Below are 20,101 nucleotides of genomic sequence, written 5' to 3'. Positions count from 1 at the left end.
TCACGCTCGCTAGGTGCCACTGTCAACTACCTGCGGCTCGTCATGAACATGAAGCGCTACCACGGCCACACGCTGTTGTATCTGCACGAGACGGTTGAGCTGGGATCGGGCCGTAGCGATCGCTTCACTTCAGCGTTCAGCGACGTCTACCACCCGATGATGGAAGAGCTTGGCGCCCGGCTGTTCGCGATGTGGGAGACCACGCCGTACAACGGACACTGGCCTCAGGCGACAATCATCTGGGAGATCGACTCGTTCGCCGACTACGCGCGCATCGGCAAGGCCCAGTCACGTGGCGGCAGCCACGAGGAATCGGCAGCGAAATGGGCGACCTACCTCTCCGAGATCGGAGCATCCGGTGAAGGCCGGATCACGTACGCCGGTGCGAGCAACAAGACCCTTGCGCAGCTGAATGAAGCGAACTTCCGCGCGGGTTTGGTCATTCAAGAGATCATGCAGACCAAGCCGGGGCGCCAGGACGATTACATCCGCGAGCTCGAGCGTCTCTATGTGCCGTGGTCGGAACGGACGGGCAAGAGGTGGCTTGGTTCGTTCATCACGACGTTCCGGTTCAACGAGGTCATTCATTACTGGGCGCTGGATGGCGACTGGGAATGCTTCGTCAATCACTACCCGTCATGGACGGACAGCCCGCCCTCGGAGATCGTCACCTGGATGAGCGTCGCGCCCGCTCTGCGCGACGGCTGGGAGGACTCGATCCTGCAGGCCCTACCGCCCTCACCCCTGCAATGAACTCGCCTGTGATGCAGGATTTCTCGTACGATCCGTTCGATCCGGCGGTGATGTCGGATCCGCTGTCGTACTACCGCGTGCTGCGCGACGACTACCCGCTGTACCACATCGACAAGTGGGACACGTATGTTCTATCGCGGTTCTCCGACATCTGGCAGGTACTGGAGATCAGCGACGGGACGTTCGTCGCCTCCGAAGGAACTCTTCCCGCCGCAACGGTTTTAGCGTCGCGCAACGATGGGCCGGTGCCGGATCCGCCGGTGCATCCCATGCCGTTTCACGCCAACTTCGACGCGCCGATCTACGACGGCGTGCGTCGGTGCACCTCCAGCCAGTTCCGGCCCAAATCCGTCTCCACCTTGGCGGACAGAATCCGAGTCCTGGCCAACGAGCGGCTCGATGAGTTGCTGCCGCGCGGCAGATTCGACCTCACCCAGGAGTACGGCGGAATCGTCGCCGCATCCGTCGTATGCGAATTGGTCGGATTATCAGCCGATCTGGCGCCCGAAGTGCTGGCAACGGTCAACGCCGGCAGTCTTGCGCAACCAGGAAGCGGTGTCGAGGTTGCCAACGCGCGGCCCGGCTATCTGGAATACCTGGTGCCGATCGTCGAGCGGCGACGCGCAGAAGGCCCCGACGGTGCGCTGCCGATCGCCGACAACCTTCTCACCTACCGGCTGCCCGATGGATCGGCATTTAGCGACATCGAAGCCGCCACCCAGATGCTCGGCGTCTTCATCGGCGGGACCGAAACCGTGCCGAAGATCATCGCGCACGGGCTGTGGGAGCTGGGTCGGCGGCCCGACCAAATGGCCGCGGTGCGTGCCGATCTCGATGCCAATGTGCCCGTCGCTCGGGAGGAGATGATCCGGTATTGCGCCCCGGCGCAGTGGTTCGCGCGCACGGTGCGCAAGCCGTTCACCATCCACGGCATCACGATCGAACCCGGCCAGCGGATCATCGCATTGCTCGGGTCAGCAGGCCGCGACGAGCGCGAGTACCCCGACCCAGAGGAATTCATCTGGAACCGGCCGATCGAGCGACTGCTGGCATTCGGCAGGGGACAACACTTCTGCCTGGGAGTGCACCTCGCTCGCCTCGAGATCGCGATCATGGTGACCGAATGGCTGAAACGGGTGCCCGACTGGCACATCGTCAGCGAGGCGGCGTCGCGGCCGCCGTCCAGTTTTCAATGGGGCTGGAACAACATCCCGGTGGAGGTCTGACGATGTGGTCGTATCGCCTCGTCGCGCCGTACACGTTTGAGCGAACGGAAACACCGGAGCCGTCGCCGGAATCGCTTGTCGACGGGCAGGTTCTGCTTCGCTTCCTCGCGGCGGGTGTCTGCGGAAGCGACCTTCCTGGCTTCCGCGGCGCGAAAGGCAGGCTGCCTGGCGACACCGGTATGTGCGCCGCAGAGATGCACGGATTTCCCATCCACGAGGTGGTCGGCGAAGTGCTGGCAAGCTGCCATCCCGCCCATCGGAAGGGCGATCATGTGGTCGGCTGGGCGTCGGGCTTCGACGGGCTGATGGAACGGGTGGTGGCCGACGGCAACGGGTTAGCGCCGTACGACCCTGCACTCAGCCCACAACTAGCGGTCGGATTGCAGCCGCTGGCGTGCGTGCTGTATGCGGTCGAGCAGTTGCCGGACCTACGAGGACGCCGCGTCGCGATCATCGGGCAGGGATCGATTGGCTTGTTGTTCTCGTATGTGGCAAAGGCGGCAGGCGCCGAGCATGTCACCGGCATCGACCCGATCGAGCGCGACGAGATCGGCAGGCTGTTCGGCGTCGATACCGCCGTCCGCGCGACCAGCGACCGATGGATAAGTCATTTGAAGCCCGATGACCGGTCCGACATCGTGATTGAAGCCGTCGGCCATCAGGTCGCGACGCTGAGCCACGCGATCGAGGCGGCGGCCTTCGGTGGCACCGTCTTCTACTTCGGCGTCGCCGACGACGACAGCTATCCGATCAGCATGCGCACGATGCTGCGCAACAATCTGACCCTGAAATCGGGTGTGACGCTGGACCGGCGGCGGGTACTGGAAGCCGCCGATGCGTTTGCGCGTGGACATCCGGAGTTGCTCGCCAACTATCTCACCCACACGTTCTCCGTCGACGACGTGCAGGCCGCATTCGAGTTGGCCTGCAAGCCCACACCCGAGCGTGTCAAGATTGCGATCGTCGAATGACGACGCCGAGCAGGCTGCAGGAAGCACTGGCCGCGAAGGAACGGATCTGGGGCGGATGGGTCGTCGGGCCGACCATCATCGGCCCGGAGGAGTTCGCCCAAACAGGCTACGACTACGTCGGATTCGACGTGCAACACGGCTACCTCGACGACGCCGACGTTGCGCTGATGCTTCGTCGCCTTGAGCATGTTCCCATTGCCACCGCCGTACGACTACCGTCGGCCGAGCCCGCGCCGATCGGCCGTGTGCTCGACGCGGGTGCCGACGCGGTGATCATCGCCATGATCGAGTCGGCCGAACAGGCCGCCGCGGCCGTGGCGGCGACCCGGTATGCCCCGGCAGGAGTGCGCAGTTTCGGGCCGCTGCGCGCTAGCCTCGGCCACGACCCGGCAGCGCTGGAGGCACGAGCCAGCGTGTTCGCGATGGTTGAAACGGCGCGAGGAATTTCGGCACTCGACGAGATATCCGCGGTGCCTGGCCTGACCGGCGTCTACGTCGGGCCTGCTGATCTGGCGATCTCGATGGGATACGGGCTCGCCGAAGCGTGGACGCATCCGGCCGTGCGCGACGCGATGGAACATGTACAGACGACCGCTTCGGCGGCCGGTCTGGTCACGGGCATTCACGCCGGTACGGGCCAGCTGGGAAAGGCCATGGCTGAGATGGGATTTCGGATGATCACGCTTGCCTCGGAATCTCAGGCACTGCGGCGCGGGGCGGCCGAACACCTCAGTGAGGCGACCGCACAAGCCGACAATAAGGCTTCAGGCAGCGCCGCCGCGAGGGGCTGTCAGTGACTGCCGATCGCGTGGCGCTGGTGACCGGCGCCGCCCGCGGACAGGGCGCGGCGATAGTAGAACGCCTTCACAAGGATGGATTTCGTATCGCCGCCTGCGATCTGCTGGCCGACGAGCTGAACGCCTCCGTCGATGAGTTCGGTGACGGCGCTGTGGTCGCGATTCCGATGGATGTGACATCCGAGGAGCAATGGGCCGATGCGGTGGCGACGGCGGTCGACCGGTTCGGCGCCCTGAACACATTGGTCAACAACGCCGGCGTGCTGCACCGGGCATCGCTCACCGACGAGACGCAGGCACGCTTCGAAAGGAGCTGGCGTGTCAACTGTCTGGGCCCGTTTCTGGGTATCCGGGCCAGTCTGGAGCACCTTCGGAAGGCCGACGGTGCAGCAATCGTCAATACCTGTAGCACCGGAGCGATTCGACCCTTCCCCAACCACGCCGCATACGGCTCGTCCAAGTGGGCGCTCCGGGGACTCACCCAGGTAGCTGCGTCCGAGCTCGCCTCAGCCGGAATCAGGGTGAACGCCGTGTTTCCCGGGCCTATCGAGACTCCGATGCTCGATGAGGCGACACAGGCACGGCTTGCGCAGCGCGCCGTCCTGGGCCGGCTGGGCAAGCCGATGGAGATCGCCGATGCCGTGGCGTTCCTCGTTTCCGAGCACGCGTCGTTCATTACCGGTGCAGAGCTTGTCGTGGACGGAGGCCAATGCCTGCAAATCGGTTGAACGGCAAGGGATTGTCGGTCGGCATCATTGGAGCCGGACCAGGCGGGCTGGCTCTGGGCATCTTTCTGCGCAAGGCCGGGTTCAGCGATTTCACGATCTTCGACCGCGAGGATGGTGTTGGTGGCACCTGGCGCATCAACACCTATCCGGGACTGGCGTGTGACGTCAAGTCGCACCTGTACTCCTATTCGTTCGACCTGAACGCGAACTGGTCGCGGTTGTGGTCCGGGCAGCCGGAGATCCTGGACTACTTTGAGCGTTGCGCACAGCAGTATGAACTCGACCCGCACTTGCGGCTGAACACGGAAATCGTTTCGGCACAATGGGATGGCGACTCCAACACGTGGCAGCTCACAACCTCAATGGGGGAGCAGCACAACTTCGACATCGTGATCTCGGCCGTCGGCCTGTTCACCCAGCCGCTGCTTCCCGATCTCGTCGAGGAAGAGAGGTTCACCGGCACGCTCATGCACACCGGTCGCTGGGATCACTCTGTCGACTTGCGAAATGCACGTGTTGCTGTGCTGGGCACGGGATCGACTGCCTCGCAGTTGATCCCAGAGGTTGCGAAGGAAGCGAAGAAGGTCTACTCCGTTCAGCGCTCACCGACATGGATCCTGCCCAAGCCGGACCGGCCGTACACAGACCGGGAGAAGTGGCTCTTCGCCCACATCCCGTTCGCCAAGAAGATCTATCGAACAAGGCTGTGGCTGCGCAGCGAATCGAACATCTCGGTGATCGAGAACGGCAGCGACAAGACGCAGGAGTTCAAGGGCATCGCACTGAAGGTGCTCGAGTCGACGGTGCCCGATGAAGAGCTGCGCCGAATGCTCACCCCCGATCACCCACTCGGTTGTAAGCGGCTGGTCTTCGCGACGGACTACCTGCAGACGCTGACACAACCGCATGTCGAGGTCGTGTCCAGCCCGGCCCGGGCGCTTCGGTCACGGTCCCTGGTGACCGAGGACGGTAGTGAGCTCGACGTGGATGTCGTGTTGTGCGCAACGGGCTATTCCGCGGCGGACTACCTCGGGCAGATCGACGTGATCGGTGAGGGTGCGCGATCTCTGCGGGAGACGTGGCGCGACGGGGCACACGCGTACCTTGGCATGACGGTTCCAGGCTTTCCGAACTTCTTCATGCTCTACGGGCCCAACACCAATGTCGGGTCCAACAGCGTCATCTTCATGCTGGAGGCGCAGGCCCGCTACATCGTGCGGGCGTTGAGGTACATGCGGCGCAGGCGCAAGGGCTATGTGGCTGTTCGGCCGTCGACGATGGCGGACTTCATCACCAAGATCGACCAGTGGATGGAGGGCACAGTGTGGCTCACGTGGTGTAGCAACTATTTTCGTGCACCCAACGGCCGTGTCGTCACTCAGTGGCCGCGCAGCGCTCGCGCATTTTGGGGCATGACCCGCCGCTACAGGCCCGCTGACTACACCTTCGATCCGCCGTCAGGCAGGCTTGCCGTTGAGGCCGGCTCACAGTCGGCTGCGAGTTGGTAAGCATGATGTTCGTGGATCGTCTGGACCCGGCACTGCGAGACTTCTCGTCGGCCCGCACCGATTTGTCCGCGGGCGTGCTGTGGGTAGTCCGTGATTCGTTGAACCAGCGCCGCGCCGAAACGGTCCGCCATGTCAACACCGTCGGCGTCGACATCGAGAACCGCAGCGTGCAGTCGATCCCGGTACGTATCTACCGCGGCGCGCCATCACCCGCGCCGACGGTGATCTATTGCCACTCAGGCGCTTTCGTACTGGGCAATCTCGACACCGACCATCGTCAGTGCGTGGAATTCGCACGGCGTGGCTGCTGCACCGTCATCTCCGTCGACTACCGGTTGGCGCCCGAGCATCCGTATCCCGCTGCACTCGACGACGTGACAGCCGTGTTGGAATGGGCTGCCGGCAACGCAGCCGAACTGGGCATCGACGCCGGCCGGCTGGCGGTCGCGGGCAGCAGTGCCGGAGCGGCTCTGGCCGCGCTCCTCGCCCAACGCGCCGCAGGTGGGGCGGCGCCCCCGATCGTGTTTCAGCTGCTGCACCAACCGGTGCTCGACGATCGCCCGATGCCGTCGAAAGACGAGTTCACGGCGACCCCGGGATTTGACGGGCCCGCTGTCGAGCAGATGTGGGGTCACTATCTGGCCGGTGAGTCGATTCCTGCTGACGCGGTGCCGGGTCGTGCAGCCGAATTAGACGGTGTGGCACGAACTTTGATCACCTGCTCGGAGCTCGATCCTCTCCGCGACGAAGCGGTCGACTACGCCTTGCGACTCATGTGGGCCGGTGTCGCCACGGAGCTGCACGTCTTCCCTGGCACCTGCCACGGCTTCGACTCGCTGGTCCCGGAGTGGGAGACGAGCCAGCAGTTGTTCGAGCTTCAGGGCGCTGCGTTGAAGAGGGCGCTACATCAACCGGCGAGCTCCCGCGCGATCGCCGCGTGGTAGGCGTCAATGTTGGCCGGATTCACAGTCCGAAAGAAGCCGTCGGTGGTGACGATGCCCCGAGACCGGTGAGAACTTCGACGAGGGCGTGCATTTGGCGCTCGGCGCCAAGGGCTATCTCGCCGCCGACTGGAAGCCAGAATCCGAGGGCGGTTTCAGCGCCGTGCGCCGACGGATCTGGGAGCTGGAGATCGGCCGGGCTCACACGTCGTGGTTTCACTGGCCCGCAACGGCGATGGCCTGTCAAGCAGAAGTCCCCAGCCTAAGCTCGATTTTGCACTGAGGGTTGTGAAGGGGCGATTGCCACAGCCCTCAGTACAAATTGCAGGTTGCTGCTACTCCTAGAGCCGCGCGATCACCTTCGTGGCGAGTAGCTCCAGGGTTTCGTCGGAACCCCGATCGTGGGTGAACAGCACGATCTGGCCGAAACCGAGTTCGTGCAGCTCGTGAAGGCGATCGACGATCGCTGATGGAGTCCCGATCAATCCACCCTCGTGTAACCCGAAAGCCGGTATGCCGAACCGTTTCTCGGCCAGGGCGCGGACCTTCGGCAGTGAGTCGTCATCCGGCGCGAGCGCCATGACTGCCTCGACCGACAGCACGATCGTGTCCGGGTCTCGCCCGATGTCTTCACAGATCGATCGCAGCACGGCGGTCTTGTGCTCGAGCTCACCCAATGCATACGTCGGCACGTTCCACACATCGGCATAGCGTGCGACCAGCGGCAACGTGTACTTCTCGCCGACCCCACCCACGATGATCGGTGGCCGAGGCTGCTGGGCCGGTCCCGGCTTTATTGGCATGTCGCGCACGGTGTAATGCTCGCCGGTGAAGTCGATCCGCTCGTCGGCGAACGCCTGACGCAGGATCTCCAAGGTCTCGCCGAGCCGGGTAGAGCGTTCGGCGAACGTTCCCCAGTCCAGGCCGACACGCGTGTGTTCGTCTTCGATGGAACCGCTGCCGATGCCCAGCTGCAGCCGACCACCCGAAATCTGATCGAGGGTGGTCGCCATCTTGGCCAGCACCACCGGATGTCGAAACTGATTGCACAGCACCATATGTCCGACCTGAATGCGCTCGGTCTGGCTGAGCAGCGCGGTGGCCAACGTCCACGCCTCCAAGGAGGGATAGTCGGGCACTCCGGGGCCGTACAGGTGATCGTAGAGCCAGAGCGAGTCGATGCCGAGGTCGTCGCAGCGCTGCGCGCGGTGCAGGATCTCGGAGTAGGTGAAGCCCATCTGAGGCAGGTAGACGCCGATGTCGAGTTTGGTCATCGCCTCAGTTCCAATCTTCCGTGAGAGATGGTCGTCGTACCGTTGGCGACGGCTTCGAATGCAAACGAATTGTTTTCGATGCCAAATGCATTCACCGTCAGTTCGGAATCCAACTGCGTCGGCGATGAGAACCTCACCGCCACCCGGGCAACCCGGCCGGGATCGTCGACGCCGAGCAGTCCCCCGTGCACACCGCCACGAGCGCGTTCCCACGCCGCCGCCGGCAGATCGGCTCTCGCCGCCTCCTGCGCCTCGAAGACGAGGATCACCGGAAACCCGACCGGCACGGCCAGCCCGTCCCGCACCGCGGGCGTCTGATCACCCGTGGCCGCGGCATAGGCAGCGATCGCATCCGGCGCGAGTCGACCAGGGAACGGGCCGTGCCGGATGGGTGTCACCGCCAACTCGCCCATGCCGCTGACCTCTTCTGATGCGCGAACTCTGTACTTTTCGTGGTTCGCATGGTAACGACATTCTCACAGATTGAGAAGATTGTTTCTGAAGCGGAGCACCCGATGAAGTTCACGTTCACCCATCCGATGCACAGCCATCCGTACAACCCGGAGCTGGTCACCGGGTCGGGCATTGCGGGGGTTGCGGCGGCGGCGGAAGCGGCCGGCTTTCACGGATTCGGGTTCACCGATCACCCAGCGCCCACGCAGCGATGGTTGGAGGCCGGTGGCCACGATGCGCTCGATCCGTTCGTGGCGATGGGCTTCGCCGCGGCCCGGACGACGACGCTGCGCCTGATACCAAACATCGTGGTGCTGCCGTACCGAAACCCGTTCGTGGTGGCCAAGTCCGGCGCAACGCTGGATCTGATTTCCGACGGGCGGTTCATCCTCGGTGTCGGTGTGGGCTACCTCAAGCGAGAATTCGCCGCGCTCGGTGTGGACTTCGACGAACGGGGGAAGTTGTTCGACGAAGCGCTGGAGGTGATACGTGGGATTTGGACTACTGACGACTTCTCGTATGAGGGAAGTCATTTCACCGCAAAAGGCATCACGGCTCATCCGCGTCCGGTCAGCCGCCCTCATCCGCCGATCTGGATCGGTGGCAACACCGCTGCCGCGCGCCGGCGAGTAACCGTGCATGGTGACGGCTGGTGCCCGTTTCCCGCTCCTGCAGTTCTGGCCCAAACCGCGCGCACCGCGGAGATGAGCTCGGACATATTGGGCGAGGGCATCGACGATCTGCGCCGCCGATTGGAGACGGAGGGACGGGATCCGTCCACCATCGACATCAGCTTCACCAACGCCGAGGGTGGTAGCCCGGGAGACGATGCGTTCAACGCCGACGCCTACCTGAGTGGCGTGGAAAAGCTTGCGGCGCTGGGGGTTACCTGGTTGCAGGTGGGACTGCCGGGCGACAGCCTCACGCATGTGCTGGAAACCATCGAACGCTTCGGCAAGACGGTCATCGCTCAGTTGCGGTGACGATCACCGGCCGCTCCCTTCCGATCTGGCCACGAAGCGGACATGGCCGCCACAAGCGCGGCGCAACTCGTCACAACGACGATGCGAGCATCCCGACGCACTACAGTTCCTTCGCCCCAAGCGTGAATGTCGGCATGGCTTCGCAGAGTTCTTGCACTTCTCGGCTTGCGCGCATCACGGTCCGGTCGGGCCGGACGACGGCGGCGGCGACGTAGCCACGCCTAAGCCAGTCGGCGAGTACGCTGCCCGGCCGAGCAACATGGACAACCGCGCCCCGGTGTTCGATCAGGGCGCGCTGGGCTTCGGTGGTCGGCGTGCGGGTGACCAGTGCGAAACCACCGCCGAGGATGGCGTCGAGGCGCTGTCCGTCGGCCAACAGAGGGTTGGGACACAGCGTGCCGGCGAATTGCCAGGGTGTGTGCCGCTTGGCGACCAACGCGGATCGGTGCAGCGCGGGAGTTCTACTCTCGATCAGCTTGTCACGCAATGCGGGAACAAGACGCAGCCTCGGGACGACGAGCCGGCGGATGAGATTGCCGATTTCACCGCCGGCTGTCATCGCCCAACCCATACCCAAGGCCATTGCGATCATTAAGCGGGCGTGCGGTTTTCGCTCCTGCTCGTAGCTGTCGAGAACGGTCGTGGCAAGGTCACCGGAGATGACGCCGGCGAGTTTCCACGCCAGGTTCATCGCGTCCCTCAACCCGGCGCCCATGCCCTGGCCGATGAACGGCGGCGTGAGGTGGGCCGCGTCGCCGAGGAGAAAGAGGTTTCCGCGCCGCCACCGGTCGGCAATTTTCGCGCGAAAGGTGTACTCCGCCACGCGGACAAGCGTCAGATCCGCGGGTGGACCGTCGCCAACCCAGGGCGCGATGAGCGGGCGCAGCGCGTCGAGGGAGCCGAATTCGTCTGCGGTCTCTCCGGGCAACAACTGGAATTCCCAGCGGTAGCGGGAGTCACCGATCCGCATATATGTCGCGGCGCGGACCGGATCGCAGACCTGGTGCACACCGTCCCACTGATCGAGTTCGGCGGTCGTTGCGATGTCGACAACAAGCCAGCGCTGGTCGAACTTCAGGTCGCGCATGCCGGTGTCGATGCATGACCGCACAACACGCAGGTTCGCCGGCAGCGGTCAGATCCAGGGCGGAAACATCACCTGCGCGTGCGTCGCGGATCGACACCGCTCGCCATGTCGCGAGTCGGATGGTGATGCGCGGGGTCGCGCGGCTCATCAACGCCAGCTGACGCCCTCTGAATCGTCGCCGAACGTTCCTTACCGCTCGAAGAATCGGCAATGTTTCGAGCGGTACGGAACGTTCGGCGCAAATGACGTCTAGAACGCCGCTTCGGGAAGCCGCATGATCTCGTCGTCGAGGTTCTCCACGATGCGGCGGACGGCGGTGATGGTCGGCAGCATGTTCGCACAGAAGAACGCCGCGGTCGCGATCTTGCCGCGGTAGAAGGCCTCGTCCGCCTCCGACGGCCCGGCCGCGAGGGCCGCATGTGCCACGCCCGCCTGCACCAGCAGGCGCCAGCCGATCATCAGATCCCCGACGGCCAGCAGGAAACGCACCGACGCCAGGCCGACTTTGTATATCTCCGTTGGTGTTTCGCTGGCGGACATCAGATAGCCGGTCACAGTGGCGGTCATCGCTTGGACGTCCGCAAGGGCGGTACGCAGCCGCTCGGCTTGCTCCTTCAGCGCCGAGTCGGACGTGTTGATGGTGTTGCTGATCTGTGCCGCCACATGCGCGAGCGCCTCACCGCGGTCGCGAACGATCTTGCGGAAGAAGAAGTCCAGCGCCTGGATCGCGGTGGTGCCTTCGTAGAGCGAGTCGATCTTCGCGTCGCGGATGTACTGCTCGATCGGGTAGTCCTGCAAAAAGCCAGAGCCCCCCAACGTCTGCAGCGACTCGGTCAGAATCTCGTACGCCCGTTCAGAGCTCACGCCCTTGACCACCGGCAGCAGCAGGTCGTCGACCCGGTGCGCCATGGACGGGTCGGCACCCGAAGTCTGTTGCGCGACATCGTCGTTCTGATGCGCGGCGGCATAGATGTACAGTGCGCGCAAGCCCTCTGAGTAGGCCTTCTGCGTCATCAGGCTGCGCCGCACGTCCGGGTGATGAATGATCGTCACCCGCGGAGCGGTCTTGTCCGTCATCTGGGTCATATCGGCACCCTGGACGCGTTCCTTTGCATACGCCAGAGCGTTGAGGTAGCCGGTGGACAGCGTGCCAGCCGCCTTGACACCGATTGTCATGCGCGCGTGCTCGATGACGGTGAACATCTGCGCGATGCCGTTGTGCACGTCACCGACGAGATACCCGACGGCCGGTATGCCGTGTGCGCCGAACGTCAGCTCACATGTGGGAGAGGACTTCAGGCCCATCTTGTGTTCAAGCGCGGTTGCGAAAACCCCGTTTCGGGCACCGATTTCGAGCGTGTCCGGGTCGAACAGGAACTTTGGCACGTAGAACAGGCTCAACCCCTTGGTACCGGGCCCAGCACCCTCGCGTCTGGCCAGCACGAGATGGAAAATGTTCTCCGCGGTGTCTCCGATGTCGCCGCCGGAGATGAACCGCTTCACGCCCTCGATGTGCCACGTGCCGTCCGGCTGGCCGATGGCCTTGGCGCGTCCGGCGCCGACATCGGAGCCGGCGTCGGGTTCCGTCAACACCATGGTGGCAGCCCAGCCGCGCTCCAGACCCATTGCGGCCCAGCGCTTCTGCTGCTCGTTGCCCTCGACATACAGAGCGTTGGCCATCGCCGGACCCAACGCCCAGAAGAAGGCCGCCGAGGGATTGGCGCAGACCAGCATCTCGTAGAGCGCCCACGCCAGCGGTGCCGGTGCCGGCACGCCACCGACTCCCTCGGCGATACCGACGCGCCACCACTCGGCGTCTTTGACCGCCTGCACCGACTTTGCCACCTCAGAGGGAACCGTGATGGTATGAGCTTCCGGATCGAACACCGGTGGGTGTCGGTCGCCTGCCGCGAACGACTCGGCGACCGGGCCCTCCGCGAGCCGGGCGACCTCGTCGACCATCGTGCGTGCGGTGTCGACGTCCAGATCGCCGTAACTTCCCGAGTCGAGGACGGCTCCCAGATTCAGCACCTCGAACAGGTTGAATTCGATGTCACGGACGTTGGCGATGTAGTGCCCCAATGGTTTCCCTCCGCGCTAGCAAACTATCTGCAGTGTGGCTGAGCAGGGAAAACGTACGCAACCGTAACCTACGGTGACGCAAGCGTAGGGAGCGAGGTCGCGTCTGCAATATGTGACGTGTGTCACATTTCGCAGACGCGACCCGCGGTGCCCGGCGATTCGGGCAGCTCCGCTACGACGTCCGCGCGGGCGGCGTCGAAGCTGAAATAACCCTTGATGGGGAGGCATTCGGGTGGGGGATCCTCGTAGCTCCACGCCACGTCGTCAACGACCGTGTCACCGATGACCGCCGACCAGTACGTCGCGTACCCCTTGTAGTTGCAGTACGTCGATGTGCTCATCCGGCGCATCAGATCGGTGCGCACGACCGAACGCTGCACATAGAGCCGAGGCTCGAGCGCAGTCTCGAAAACGATCACGGTGTCGATGGTGTCGACGAGCGTCGTGCCGGAGACAGAAACGCGCAGCCCGCGATTTGTCGGTCGGCAGTCGACGCGGTGGTACGGATTCGGCGGGTAGTGGACGAGCGTGCGGCCCTCCTCGAGCCAGGTGTCGACGGCGTCCCACGCCACCCGCACATATCCGGGAGCCTCTGGCACTTGCTCGCTAGGAAGCTCCCCAACCTCGCCGGCCGGAAACACGTAGCTCAACGGGTGGTCGCGGCGATGCACCAGCAGTGCGTGCTCGGTGTCGATGACGGTCCGGCCGTTGCGCACGGCTTGGACTCGTCTGGGATGCGGCTCGGCGTAGACCACCTCGTCGGGTAACGGCGGGGAGAACCAGCCCGCGGGGTCCTTGCTCAGCGGACCGCGTCCAGCGACAAGACTCATTGCCGGCCTCCGTTCACCGTCTCGCCCTCAAGCTTTACAAGGATTGCGTGAAGTGTCACCGCTCGACGAGAAATCGAACCTTTACAGATCATCGTAATAGTGTCACGCTCTTGGTGCCGCTCTTAGTCGACATCGTGGATAGGACACCCATGGCAACGCGATCCTTCACCGCCGATGACCAGCGAGCCGATGGTGTCTACCCAGCTGACCGGCAGTTCTCCAGTGTGGCCGGCACTCATCGATATCAACTCAATGTCATCGCATCGAGCACGGCCGACGTCGTGCAATCGGCCGGCGGTTGGTTGTTCGATCGCGCGAGGGCCGGTTGGGACGTCAACGTGCTGGTCGCCGCGCATGACGATCTACGGCCGATGGCCATCCTCGGCGCGACGGCGTCGGACCTCGACGCGGGGTTCTCTGCCATGGTTCGGACGGTTGCGGTAGGCGGGGCGCTCGCGGTTGGTGCGGACGTGCTCGGCATCGACATCCGGATTCGTGACGAGGTGCTCAGGCTCCTCAAGCGGGGGCAGACCGAGGTCACGGTGTGGGGTGATGCGTGGCCTGCCGAACTTGGCCGTCAGATCGACCCCGTGCCACATCGGGTCAGTGCGGCCGCACGGGCGTTCAAGTTCTATGCCCTTGCCGCAGCAGCGGTTTCGAGTGACACCGTCAGCAGAACCGAGACGCTGTTTCGTATCGGGACGGGGACGTTTCGTTCGCTGTACTCGGTGTGAGGTGGGCTGGCCTACCTGATCAACCCGCGGCGACGCAGCCACCAGTCACGCGCGACCCCGATCACGATGAGCGTGGCGAACGCGATGAGAAACCAGTCCTCGACGTGGCCGACGTGGTTGCCGTGCATCATCACCAGCAGGAAGCCGGCCGACAGCAGCCCGCCGATGTGGATCAGCCGATGGTTCTCCTGGGACCAGCCCCATTCCGCGGACGGAACGTCTTCGACATCGACGCCGGTGTGTCGTTCCACCTCGGTGTTGGCCACAGCTGCTCCTCACGGTCGGGCTGAGTACTTGGCAACATTCTGGCATAGGTCTACTACGCGTCGGCGTAGACGTGTTTCAGCGGATCTTGCCGTATCGGCGCAGCGCCTCCGCGCGCTCGACTGCATGGTCGACGATGGGCTCGGGATAGCCGTCGTCGTTGACCTCCGGTACCCAGCGGCGAATGTAGGCACCGTCGGGGTCGAACTTGCTGCCCTGCGTCACCGGATTGAACACCCGGAAGTACGGTGCGGCGTCGGTGCCGCAACCCGCGGCCCACTGCCAGCCGTGCTGATTGTTGGCGATGTCGCCGTCGACCAGTTGCTCGAGAAACCACCGTGCGCCCCACTGCCACGGCAGGTGAAGGTCTTTGACGAGAAACGAGGCCGCGATCATGCGCACCCGGTTGTGCATCCAGCCGGTCTCGGCGAGCTGCCGCATGCCCGCATCGACGACGGGAAATCCGGTGCGTCCGGCTTTCCACGCCTCAAACAATCGCTTGGCGTTGACGTCCTCGTCCACCTCGATTCTGTCGAACGACCTGTTCCAGTTCCACCAGGCGCTGTCTGGCCATGCGTGCAGCACCGCAGCGTAGAAGTCGCGAAAGGCGAGCTCTCGCAGGTATGCCTGCGCGCCCTTGCCGCGGCTCAGATCGACGGCCATCGTTCGCGGGTGAATGGTGCCGAATTTCAGGTGCGCCGACATCCGGCTGGTGGCGTCCAAGTCGGGCCGGTCACGCTCGTCGGCGTAGCCGTCGAGGCCGTTCTCCACGAAGCGTTTCCATTGCCGGCGGGCCGCTGTCTCGCCGGCTGGCATCTCGAGCGCAACTCCTGCGTCGGGAATGTCCACACCGCCGTTCACGTCGGCCGGGTCGATCCAGCGCGCCGAGTCCGCGTCCGACTTGGCCGGCGATCGCCAGCCGTGCCGGCGCCAGGCGTCGTAGAACGGGGTGAACACCTTGTACGGCGCGCCATCGCCCTTCGCCACCCGACCGGGGGACACCAGATACGGAGATCCCGACTCCTCGAACGGGATTTCACCCAATGCGTCGCGGACGGCTGTGTCACGCCGTCCGCCGAACGGCGAGTAGTCGGCCGACACATGCACCGACGTCGCGCCGATCTCGTTGACCAGCGCGGGAATTCGCGTCTCCGGACGGCCGCGCGTCACCAGCAGGCGGCCATCGAGGCGGTCGCGAAGGTCACGCAAGGCGTCGCAAAGATATTGGGACCGGCGAGGTCCGGACGACGCCTTCAACCGCGGGTCCAGCACGTAACAAGCCAGCACCTCGCCATCGGTCGCCGCGGCGTCCAGCAGCGGCGGGAGGTCGTGCAGCCGCAGGTCACGCCGAAACCACAGCAGTGCGGGCATGCCATTGATGCTGCCCGAAATTCGAGATAAGGAAACAGGATGCGGTTTTGGTCGGGCACGGCGTTCATGAAGACCTCGGAGGCCATCGCGGTGGCGCGGATGCTCGACGAGGCCGGCTACGACGGCATCGTGACGTCTGACCACATGATCTACCCGCGGGAACTGTCGTCGCCGTATCCGGATTCACCGACCGGCAAGCCGATGTGGACGCCCGAGACGGCGTGGCCCGCCTCGTGGGTGCTGACCGGTGCGATGGCGGCGGTGACGGGCCGCCTGCAGTTTTCCAACGCCGTGTACATCGCGCCGGCACGACCGCTGCTGGAGGTGGCCAAGCAGGTCGCCACCGCGTCGGTGATCTCCGAGGGCCGGGTATCGCTGGCGGTCGGCGTCGGCTGGATGCGCGAAGAGTACGAGCTGATGGGTCAAGACTTCGACTCCCGGGGCAGGCGACTGAACGAGATGATCCCTGCGCTGCGCGAATTGTGGCGCGGCGGTTGGGTGTCGTGGAGCGGTCAGCACTACCAGGTGCCCGAGATGATGATCGAACCCCATCCTCCGGCGCCGGTTCCGATCCTGTGCGGCGGCGAGTCCGATGCGGCACTACGGCGGGCCGCAAGGCTGTGCGACGGGTGGGTTGGATACGCGTACGCCTGGGACGACGCCGTCCGTTATGCGCAGAAACTCACAGACCTCCGCCGCGAGTACGGACGTGAGGACGAACCGTTCGAGATCCTGCTGGCGCTGCTCGAACCGCCAACCCCGGATCTGTACAAGCGCGCCGAGGACGTCGGTATCACGGCGGTGATGGGCAGTCCGTGGGCGGGGATCGACGGCATGGCGTCCGGCGATGCGGAGCGCTTCCGCGGGCCGATCGAGCGGTTCGCCGAAACGATCATCGAGAAGGTGCGCTGACGGCGATCCCTGCCACAATTTCCTCCATGACGCTAGGGCCTGCCGACGACTACCCGCGGGACATGATCGGCTACGGGCCCAACCCCCCGCATCCGCAGTGGCCAGGTGGGGCCAACATTGCCGTGCAATTCGTGCTCAATTACGAAGAGGGCGCGGAAAACAGTGTGCTGCACGGTGATCCGGCGTCGGAGACATTTCTCTCGGAAATCATTGGAGCGCAGGCCTTTCCGAATAGGCACATGAGCATGGAATCGCTCTACGAGTATGGGTCGCGGGCAGGGCTGTGGCGGGTGCTGCGGGTATTCGACCGCCGCGGGCTTCCCTTGACGATCTTCGGGGTGTCTATGGCATTGGCGCGCAATCCGCTTGCGGTTGCGGCCTTCAGGGCCCGCGGCGACGAGATCGCCTGCCACGGCTTGCGCTGGGTGAGCTACCAACTCGTCAAGCCCGACATCGAGCGGCGCCACATCGCCGAGGCGGTGCAGCTGATGACTGAGCTGACCGGCGAGGCGCCGCTGGGCTGGTACACGGGCCGCGATTCGCCTCAGACCCGACGCCTGGTCGTCGAACACGGCGGTTTTCTCTACGACTCCGATTCCTACGCCGACGACCTGCCTTACTGGACAGTGGTCGACGGGGCGAACCACCTGGTGGTGCCCTACACGTTGGACACCAACGACATGCGCTTCGCCACCGCCGGCGGGTTCCCGAGTGGCGACGAGTTCTTCACGCATCTGCGCGATGCATTCGACGTGCTCCATGCCGAAGGCGCTGCAGGCTCTCCCAAGATGCTGTCGATCGGGCTGCACTGTCGGCTGGTCGGCAGGCCCGCGCGTACGGCCGCGCTGGAGCGCTTCCTCGATCATGTGCAATCACACGAGCGGGTGTGGGTCGCTCGCCGCGTCGACATCGCAAGACACTGGATCGAGCACTTTTCGCCGAGCTAGACGGATATCGTTGGCTCTGTGGCTGATTCGATGGACGATGCGGTCAGGGAACTCGTCGAGTGCTTGTACGCGGCGCTGGACAGACGGGATTGGTCCACCGTCGAGGCGCTGGTGTCGCCGCGGCTGGTTGTCGAGGTCGGCAGTTCGGCACCAGCCAGCTGGGAGCAGTGGCGGGCGAACCTGGACGAGTTCTATCGCGGCTTTCCCGATGGGCGCCACGTCATCGAGGAAGTCCTGGTCGACGGTTCGCACGGCGTCTCGCGTTGCCGGTTCGTCGGCACCCACACGGGGGAGTTCCGCGGCGTGGCGCCCAGCGGCGCCGCGGTCTCCGTCGGCGTGATCCATATCGACCGCTTCCAGGGCGACATGCTCGTCGCGCACCGCGGTCAGATCGACATGCACGGGCTATTGCAGCAGCTAGGAGGGCCTGAGGGTCCGTCGGCGTCAGAATGACGCTTGCGTTGACGTCATTATGATGTCACCATGACGTCATGGACTTGCAGCCGTACGTCGACGCGGTACGCCATGAACTCGGCGTCGCGGCCGCCGCCGGTGGACAGGACGCGGAAGCTCTCGCCGAGAGATTGACCGCCCCACTGGAGTCGGCCATCCGGCTGGCACTCCTCGAAGCGCTGTCGGAGGCGGCTGAGCAGATCACCCGCGAACTCGCTCCGGGATCGGTGGAGGTCCGGCTGCGTGGCCGCGATCCGGAATTCAACGTCAGTGCGGGAGTTGCCGACTTTTCCGACTCGCCGTCGGTCGCAGTTGGCGAGCCCGACGAGGACGGTGGCACATGGCGGGTGACGCTGCGTCTTCCGGAGAACCTGCGGCCGCGAGTGGATGCCGCTGCGCGCGGTGACGGCTTATCGGTGAACGCGTGGCTGGTCCGTACGGTCACCGCGGCGCTCGGCGGCGGTCATTCGCGCCGCCCGCGCGGCGATTCCGACAAGCACTTCAGCGGCTGGGTCCGCTAACCCACTACCGAAGAGGAGAGAAACCATGCCCAATTTCGATACCCCGCAACCCATTTCCGCGGTCGTCGAGATCGCCGCCGGTTCAGTGCGACTCGTCGCCACTGATCGCACCGACACGGTCGTGGACGTGCGTCCTCGCGACGAGTCCCGGCCGCATGATGTCAGGGCCGCCGAGCAGGTGCGCGTCGACTTCGACAACGGCACGCTGACCGTCACGAGCAAGCGCGGGTTCTCATTTCCGCGCAGGGGAGCGGTCGTCGTCGACATCGCGCTCCCGTCCGGGTCGCGATTCAATGCGTCGGCGGCGTCGGCTGATGTCACCGCCGACGGCGAGTACGCCGACTGCAAGTTCGCGTCAGCGAGCGGTGACCTGACTGTCGGCAGTATCTCTGGAAACCTCAAGGCGGACACCGCTTCTGGTGGAATGAGGGCACAGGCTGTCAATGGTTCGGTCTCAGTGTCGACGGCATCAGGGGACGCCACGTTCGGTGAGCTCATGGGCGATGTCAAGTTCCGGGCGGCCAGCGGTTCGCTGTCCGTCGCGCACCTACGGGGAAACCTCAACGCACAGACCGCTTCCGGCGACGTTTCTGTCGCGGCCGCCGTCCGTGGCAGCATCTCGGTGCAGACGAGCAGCGGAGAGGTTGCCGTCGGGATCGCGGAAGGCACAGCGGCGCAACTGGATCTGCGTACCGGGTCCGGCGCGGTCCGCAACGCGCTGCAGCCCTCGGACGGCCCGTCCGAGGATGACGAAACGCTCGTCGTGCACGCACACACAGGCTCCGGTGACGTCATTGTGCAGCGAGCGACCGGTCCCGCTGCGGCCTAGCCGTCGAATCGGAACACGGTGAGCTGGCCGGCCAAGGCCGCAAATTCGTCGGGGGTGCCGTCGCGGACAAGCCCCGCCCGTTTGGCGAAGCCGACACCGACCGGCACCTTCTGCGCAAAGCTGCGCAGCACCGGACCCGCTTGGGCAGCACTGAGTTCGATGATTCGCACAGGCCGCGACGTGCGTCCACGCGAAAGGGTTCCGGCGCCCGCCGCGCGGGCGTTGGACGCCCAGTCAGCGCCGGGATAACCGGCCACGACGTAGAGGCCTCCGTTGTGCTCGAACGGTGTCATCGGGGTGCTGCGCGGCTTGCCGGTTTTCCTGCCGGGCACCGTCAGGACCATTGCAGGACCGGTCGGGAGGCCCAGCTTTTGGACCGCCATCATGAACTTGTTCATCGGCTTGAGGTACCGCGGTGGCTGAAATTCGGACATGTC

Annotated in this window: 21 protein-coding genes and 3 pseudogenes; 15 read left to right on the top strand and 9 right to left on the bottom strand. The window is 64.7% G+C overall.

Features of this window, described 5'->3' with window-relative positions; genetic code table 11:
- The first annotated feature begins 48 nt into the window (after positions 1–48).
- The 7 genes from VJV41_RS04840 to VJV41_RS04810 are packed head-to-tail and all read left to right on the top strand — an operon-like array spanning position 49 to position 6,927.
- A complete protein-coding gene (locus VJV41_RS04840; RefSeq protein WP_325331798.1) occupies positions 49–753 on the top strand; it encodes an NIPSNAP family protein in 705 nt (234 codons plus the stop codon).
- Complete coding sequence (locus tag VJV41_RS04835; protein WP_325331644.1) at positions 750–1,979, top strand: cytochrome P450; 1,230 nt, start codon at positions 750–752, stop codon at positions 1,977–1,979. The genes VJV41_RS04840 and VJV41_RS04835 overlap by 4 nt, the downstream gene beginning before the upstream one ends.
- A gap of 2 nt (positions 1,980–1,981) precedes the next feature.
- Positions 1,982–2,950 carry a zinc-binding dehydrogenase gene (locus VJV41_RS04830; protein WP_325331642.1) on the top strand — a complete coding sequence of 323 codons (969 nt, stop codon included), beginning with the start codon at positions 1,982–1,984 and terminating at the stop codon, positions 2,948–2,950.
- Positions 2,947–3,747 (top strand): HpcH/HpaI aldolase family protein, encoded by an 801-nt coding sequence (locus tag VJV41_RS04825; protein ID WP_325331640.1) that lies wholly within the window; start codon positions 2,947–2,949, stop codon positions 3,745–3,747. The genes VJV41_RS04830 and VJV41_RS04825 overlap by 4 nt, the downstream gene beginning before the upstream one ends.
- Positions 3,744–4,475 (top strand): SDR family oxidoreductase, encoded by a 732-nt coding sequence (locus VJV41_RS04820; protein ID WP_325331638.1) that lies wholly within the window; start codon positions 3,744–3,746, stop codon positions 4,473–4,475. The genes VJV41_RS04825 and VJV41_RS04820 overlap by 4 nt, the downstream gene beginning before the upstream one ends.
- Entirely contained in the window at positions 4,457–5,983 is a 1,527-nt protein-coding gene (locus VJV41_RS04815; protein WP_325331636.1) for an NAD(P)/FAD-dependent oxidoreductase, read from the top strand. Before VJV41_RS04820 ends, VJV41_RS04815 begins: the two co-directional genes overlap by 19 nt.
- A 2-nt stretch (positions 5,984–5,985) precedes the next feature.
- On the top strand, positions 5,986–6,927 hold the full coding sequence (locus VJV41_RS04810; RefSeq protein ID WP_325331634.1) for an alpha/beta hydrolase: 942 nt from the start codon (positions 5,986–5,988) through the stop codon (positions 6,925–6,927).
- Here VJV41_RS04810 and VJV41_RS04805 read toward each other — a convergent pair.
- A pseudogene (locus tag VJV41_RS04805) lies at positions 6,897–6,968 on the bottom strand (SRPBCC family protein); the annotation flags it as partial. The gene VJV41_RS04810 and the pseudogene VJV41_RS04805 overlap by 31 nt on opposite strands.
- A gap of 17 nt (positions 6,969–6,985) precedes the next feature.
- On the opposite strand from VJV41_RS04805, the pseudogene VJV41_RS04800 reads away from it, so the two are divergent.
- A pseudogene (locus VJV41_RS04800) lies at positions 6,986–7,165 on the top strand (acyl-CoA dehydrogenase); the annotation flags it as partial.
- A 100-nt stretch (positions 7,166–7,265) separates the two neighbouring features.
- Here the strand turns inward: VJV41_RS04800 and VJV41_RS04795 are convergent.
- Positions 7,266–8,198, bottom strand: a complete 933-nt coding sequence (locus tag VJV41_RS04795) for a TIGR03560 family F420-dependent LLM class oxidoreductase (protein ID WP_325331632.1) — start codon at positions 8,196–8,198, stop codon at positions 7,266–7,268.
- Positions 8,195–8,611 carry a hypothetical protein gene (locus VJV41_RS04790; protein WP_325331630.1) on the bottom strand — a complete coding sequence of 139 codons (417 nt, stop codon included), beginning with the start codon at positions 8,609–8,611 and terminating at the stop codon, positions 8,195–8,197. The genes VJV41_RS04795 and VJV41_RS04790 overlap by 4 nt, the downstream gene beginning before the upstream one ends.
- A gap of 102 nt (positions 8,612–8,713) precedes the next feature.
- Here VJV41_RS04790 and VJV41_RS04785 point away from each other — a divergent pair, with 102 nt between their 5' ends.
- Positions 8,714–9,634 carry an LLM class F420-dependent oxidoreductase gene (locus VJV41_RS04785; protein WP_325331628.1) on the top strand — a complete coding sequence of 307 codons (921 nt, stop codon included), beginning with the start codon at positions 8,714–8,716 and terminating at the stop codon, positions 9,632–9,634.
- Positions 9,635–9,734: 100 nt separating this feature from the next.
- Here VJV41_RS04785 and VJV41_RS04780 read toward each other — a convergent pair.
- The 3 genes and pseudogenes from VJV41_RS04780 to VJV41_RS04770 all read right to left on the bottom strand — a co-directional run.
- Positions 9,735–10,748: pseudogene (locus VJV41_RS04780) on the bottom strand (bifunctional 3-(3-hydroxy-phenyl)propionate/3-hydroxycinnamic acid hydroxylase); the annotation flags it as partial.
- A gap of 222 nt (positions 10,749–10,970) precedes the next feature.
- Positions 10,971–12,803 (bottom strand): acyl-CoA dehydrogenase, encoded by a 1,833-nt coding sequence (locus tag VJV41_RS04775; protein ID WP_325331627.1) that lies wholly within the window; start codon positions 12,801–12,803, stop codon positions 10,971–10,973.
- 122 nt (positions 12,804–12,925) lie between these two features.
- A complete protein-coding gene (locus tag VJV41_RS04770) occupies positions 12,926–13,633 on the bottom strand; it encodes a DUF427 domain-containing protein (RefSeq protein ID WP_325331625.1) in 708 nt (235 codons plus the stop codon).
- A gap of 149 nt (positions 13,634–13,782) precedes the next feature.
- On the opposite strand from VJV41_RS04770, the gene VJV41_RS04765 reads away from it, so the two are divergent.
- The gene (locus VJV41_RS04765; RefSeq protein ID WP_325331623.1) at positions 13,783–14,367 is read left to right on the top strand and encodes a hypothetical protein; all 585 of its coding nucleotides are present in this window, start codon (positions 13,783–13,785) and stop codon (positions 14,365–14,367) included.
- A gap of 11 nt (positions 14,368–14,378) precedes the next feature.
- Here VJV41_RS04765 and VJV41_RS04760 read toward each other — a convergent pair whose 3' ends face one another.
- Both VJV41_RS04760 and VJV41_RS04755 read right to left on the bottom strand, forming a co-directional pair.
- Positions 14,379–14,633, bottom strand: a complete 255-nt coding sequence (locus VJV41_RS04760) for a DUF2631 domain-containing protein (protein ID WP_325331621.1) — start codon at positions 14,631–14,633, stop codon at positions 14,379–14,381.
- 76 nt (positions 14,634–14,709) lie between these two features.
- The gene (locus tag VJV41_RS04755; RefSeq protein WP_325331619.1) at positions 14,710–16,002 is read right to left on the bottom strand and encodes a deoxyribodipyrimidine photo-lyase; all 1,293 of its coding nucleotides are present in this window, start codon (positions 16,000–16,002) and stop codon (positions 14,710–14,712) included.
- A gap of 39 nt (positions 16,003–16,041) precedes the next feature.
- Here VJV41_RS04755 and VJV41_RS04750 point away from each other — a divergent pair, with 39 nt between their 5' ends.
- From VJV41_RS04750 to VJV41_RS04730, 5 genes are read left to right on the top strand one after another with little or no spacing between them, the layout of a single operon-like run.
- Positions 16,042–16,914, top strand: a complete 873-nt coding sequence (locus tag VJV41_RS04750; RefSeq protein WP_325331617.1) for a TIGR03619 family F420-dependent LLM class oxidoreductase — start codon at positions 16,042–16,044, stop codon at positions 16,912–16,914.
- A gap of 26 nt (positions 16,915–16,940) precedes the next feature.
- Positions 16,941–17,861, top strand: coding sequence for an allantoinase PuuE (puuE, locus tag VJV41_RS04745; protein ID WP_325331615.1), 921 nt, complete (start codon positions 16,941–16,943; stop codon positions 17,859–17,861).
- Positions 17,862–17,879: 18 nt separating this feature from the next.
- Positions 17,880–18,314, top strand: coding sequence for an ester cyclase (locus VJV41_RS04740; protein ID WP_325331613.1), 435 nt, complete (start codon positions 17,880–17,882; stop codon positions 18,312–18,314).
- Between the two features lie 38 nt (positions 18,315–18,352).
- Positions 18,353–18,835 (top strand): histidine kinase, encoded by a 483-nt coding sequence (locus VJV41_RS04735; RefSeq protein ID WP_325331611.1) that lies wholly within the window; start codon positions 18,353–18,355, stop codon positions 18,833–18,835.
- 25 nt (positions 18,836–18,860) lie between these two features.
- Complete coding sequence (locus VJV41_RS04730; RefSeq protein ID WP_325331609.1) at positions 18,861–19,664, top strand: DUF4097 family beta strand repeat-containing protein; 804 nt, start codon at positions 18,861–18,863, stop codon at positions 19,662–19,664.
- Here VJV41_RS04730 and VJV41_RS04725 read toward each other — a convergent pair.
- On the bottom strand, positions 19,661–20,098 hold the full coding sequence (locus tag VJV41_RS04725; protein ID WP_325331607.1) for a nitroreductase family deazaflavin-dependent oxidoreductase: 438 nt from the start codon (positions 20,096–20,098) through the stop codon (positions 19,661–19,663). The genes VJV41_RS04730 and VJV41_RS04725 overlap by 4 nt on opposite strands.
- Between the last annotated feature and the right edge of the window lie 3 nt (positions 20,099–20,101).

This window comes from Mycobacterium sp., from assembly GCF_035274705.1.
Classification (GTDB): domain Bacteria; phylum Actinomycetota; class Actinomycetes; order Mycobacteriales; family Mycobacteriaceae; genus Mycobacterium.
Note: the sequence above shows the minus strand (reverse complement) of the source record. Positions and strands in the feature narration are given on the sequence as shown.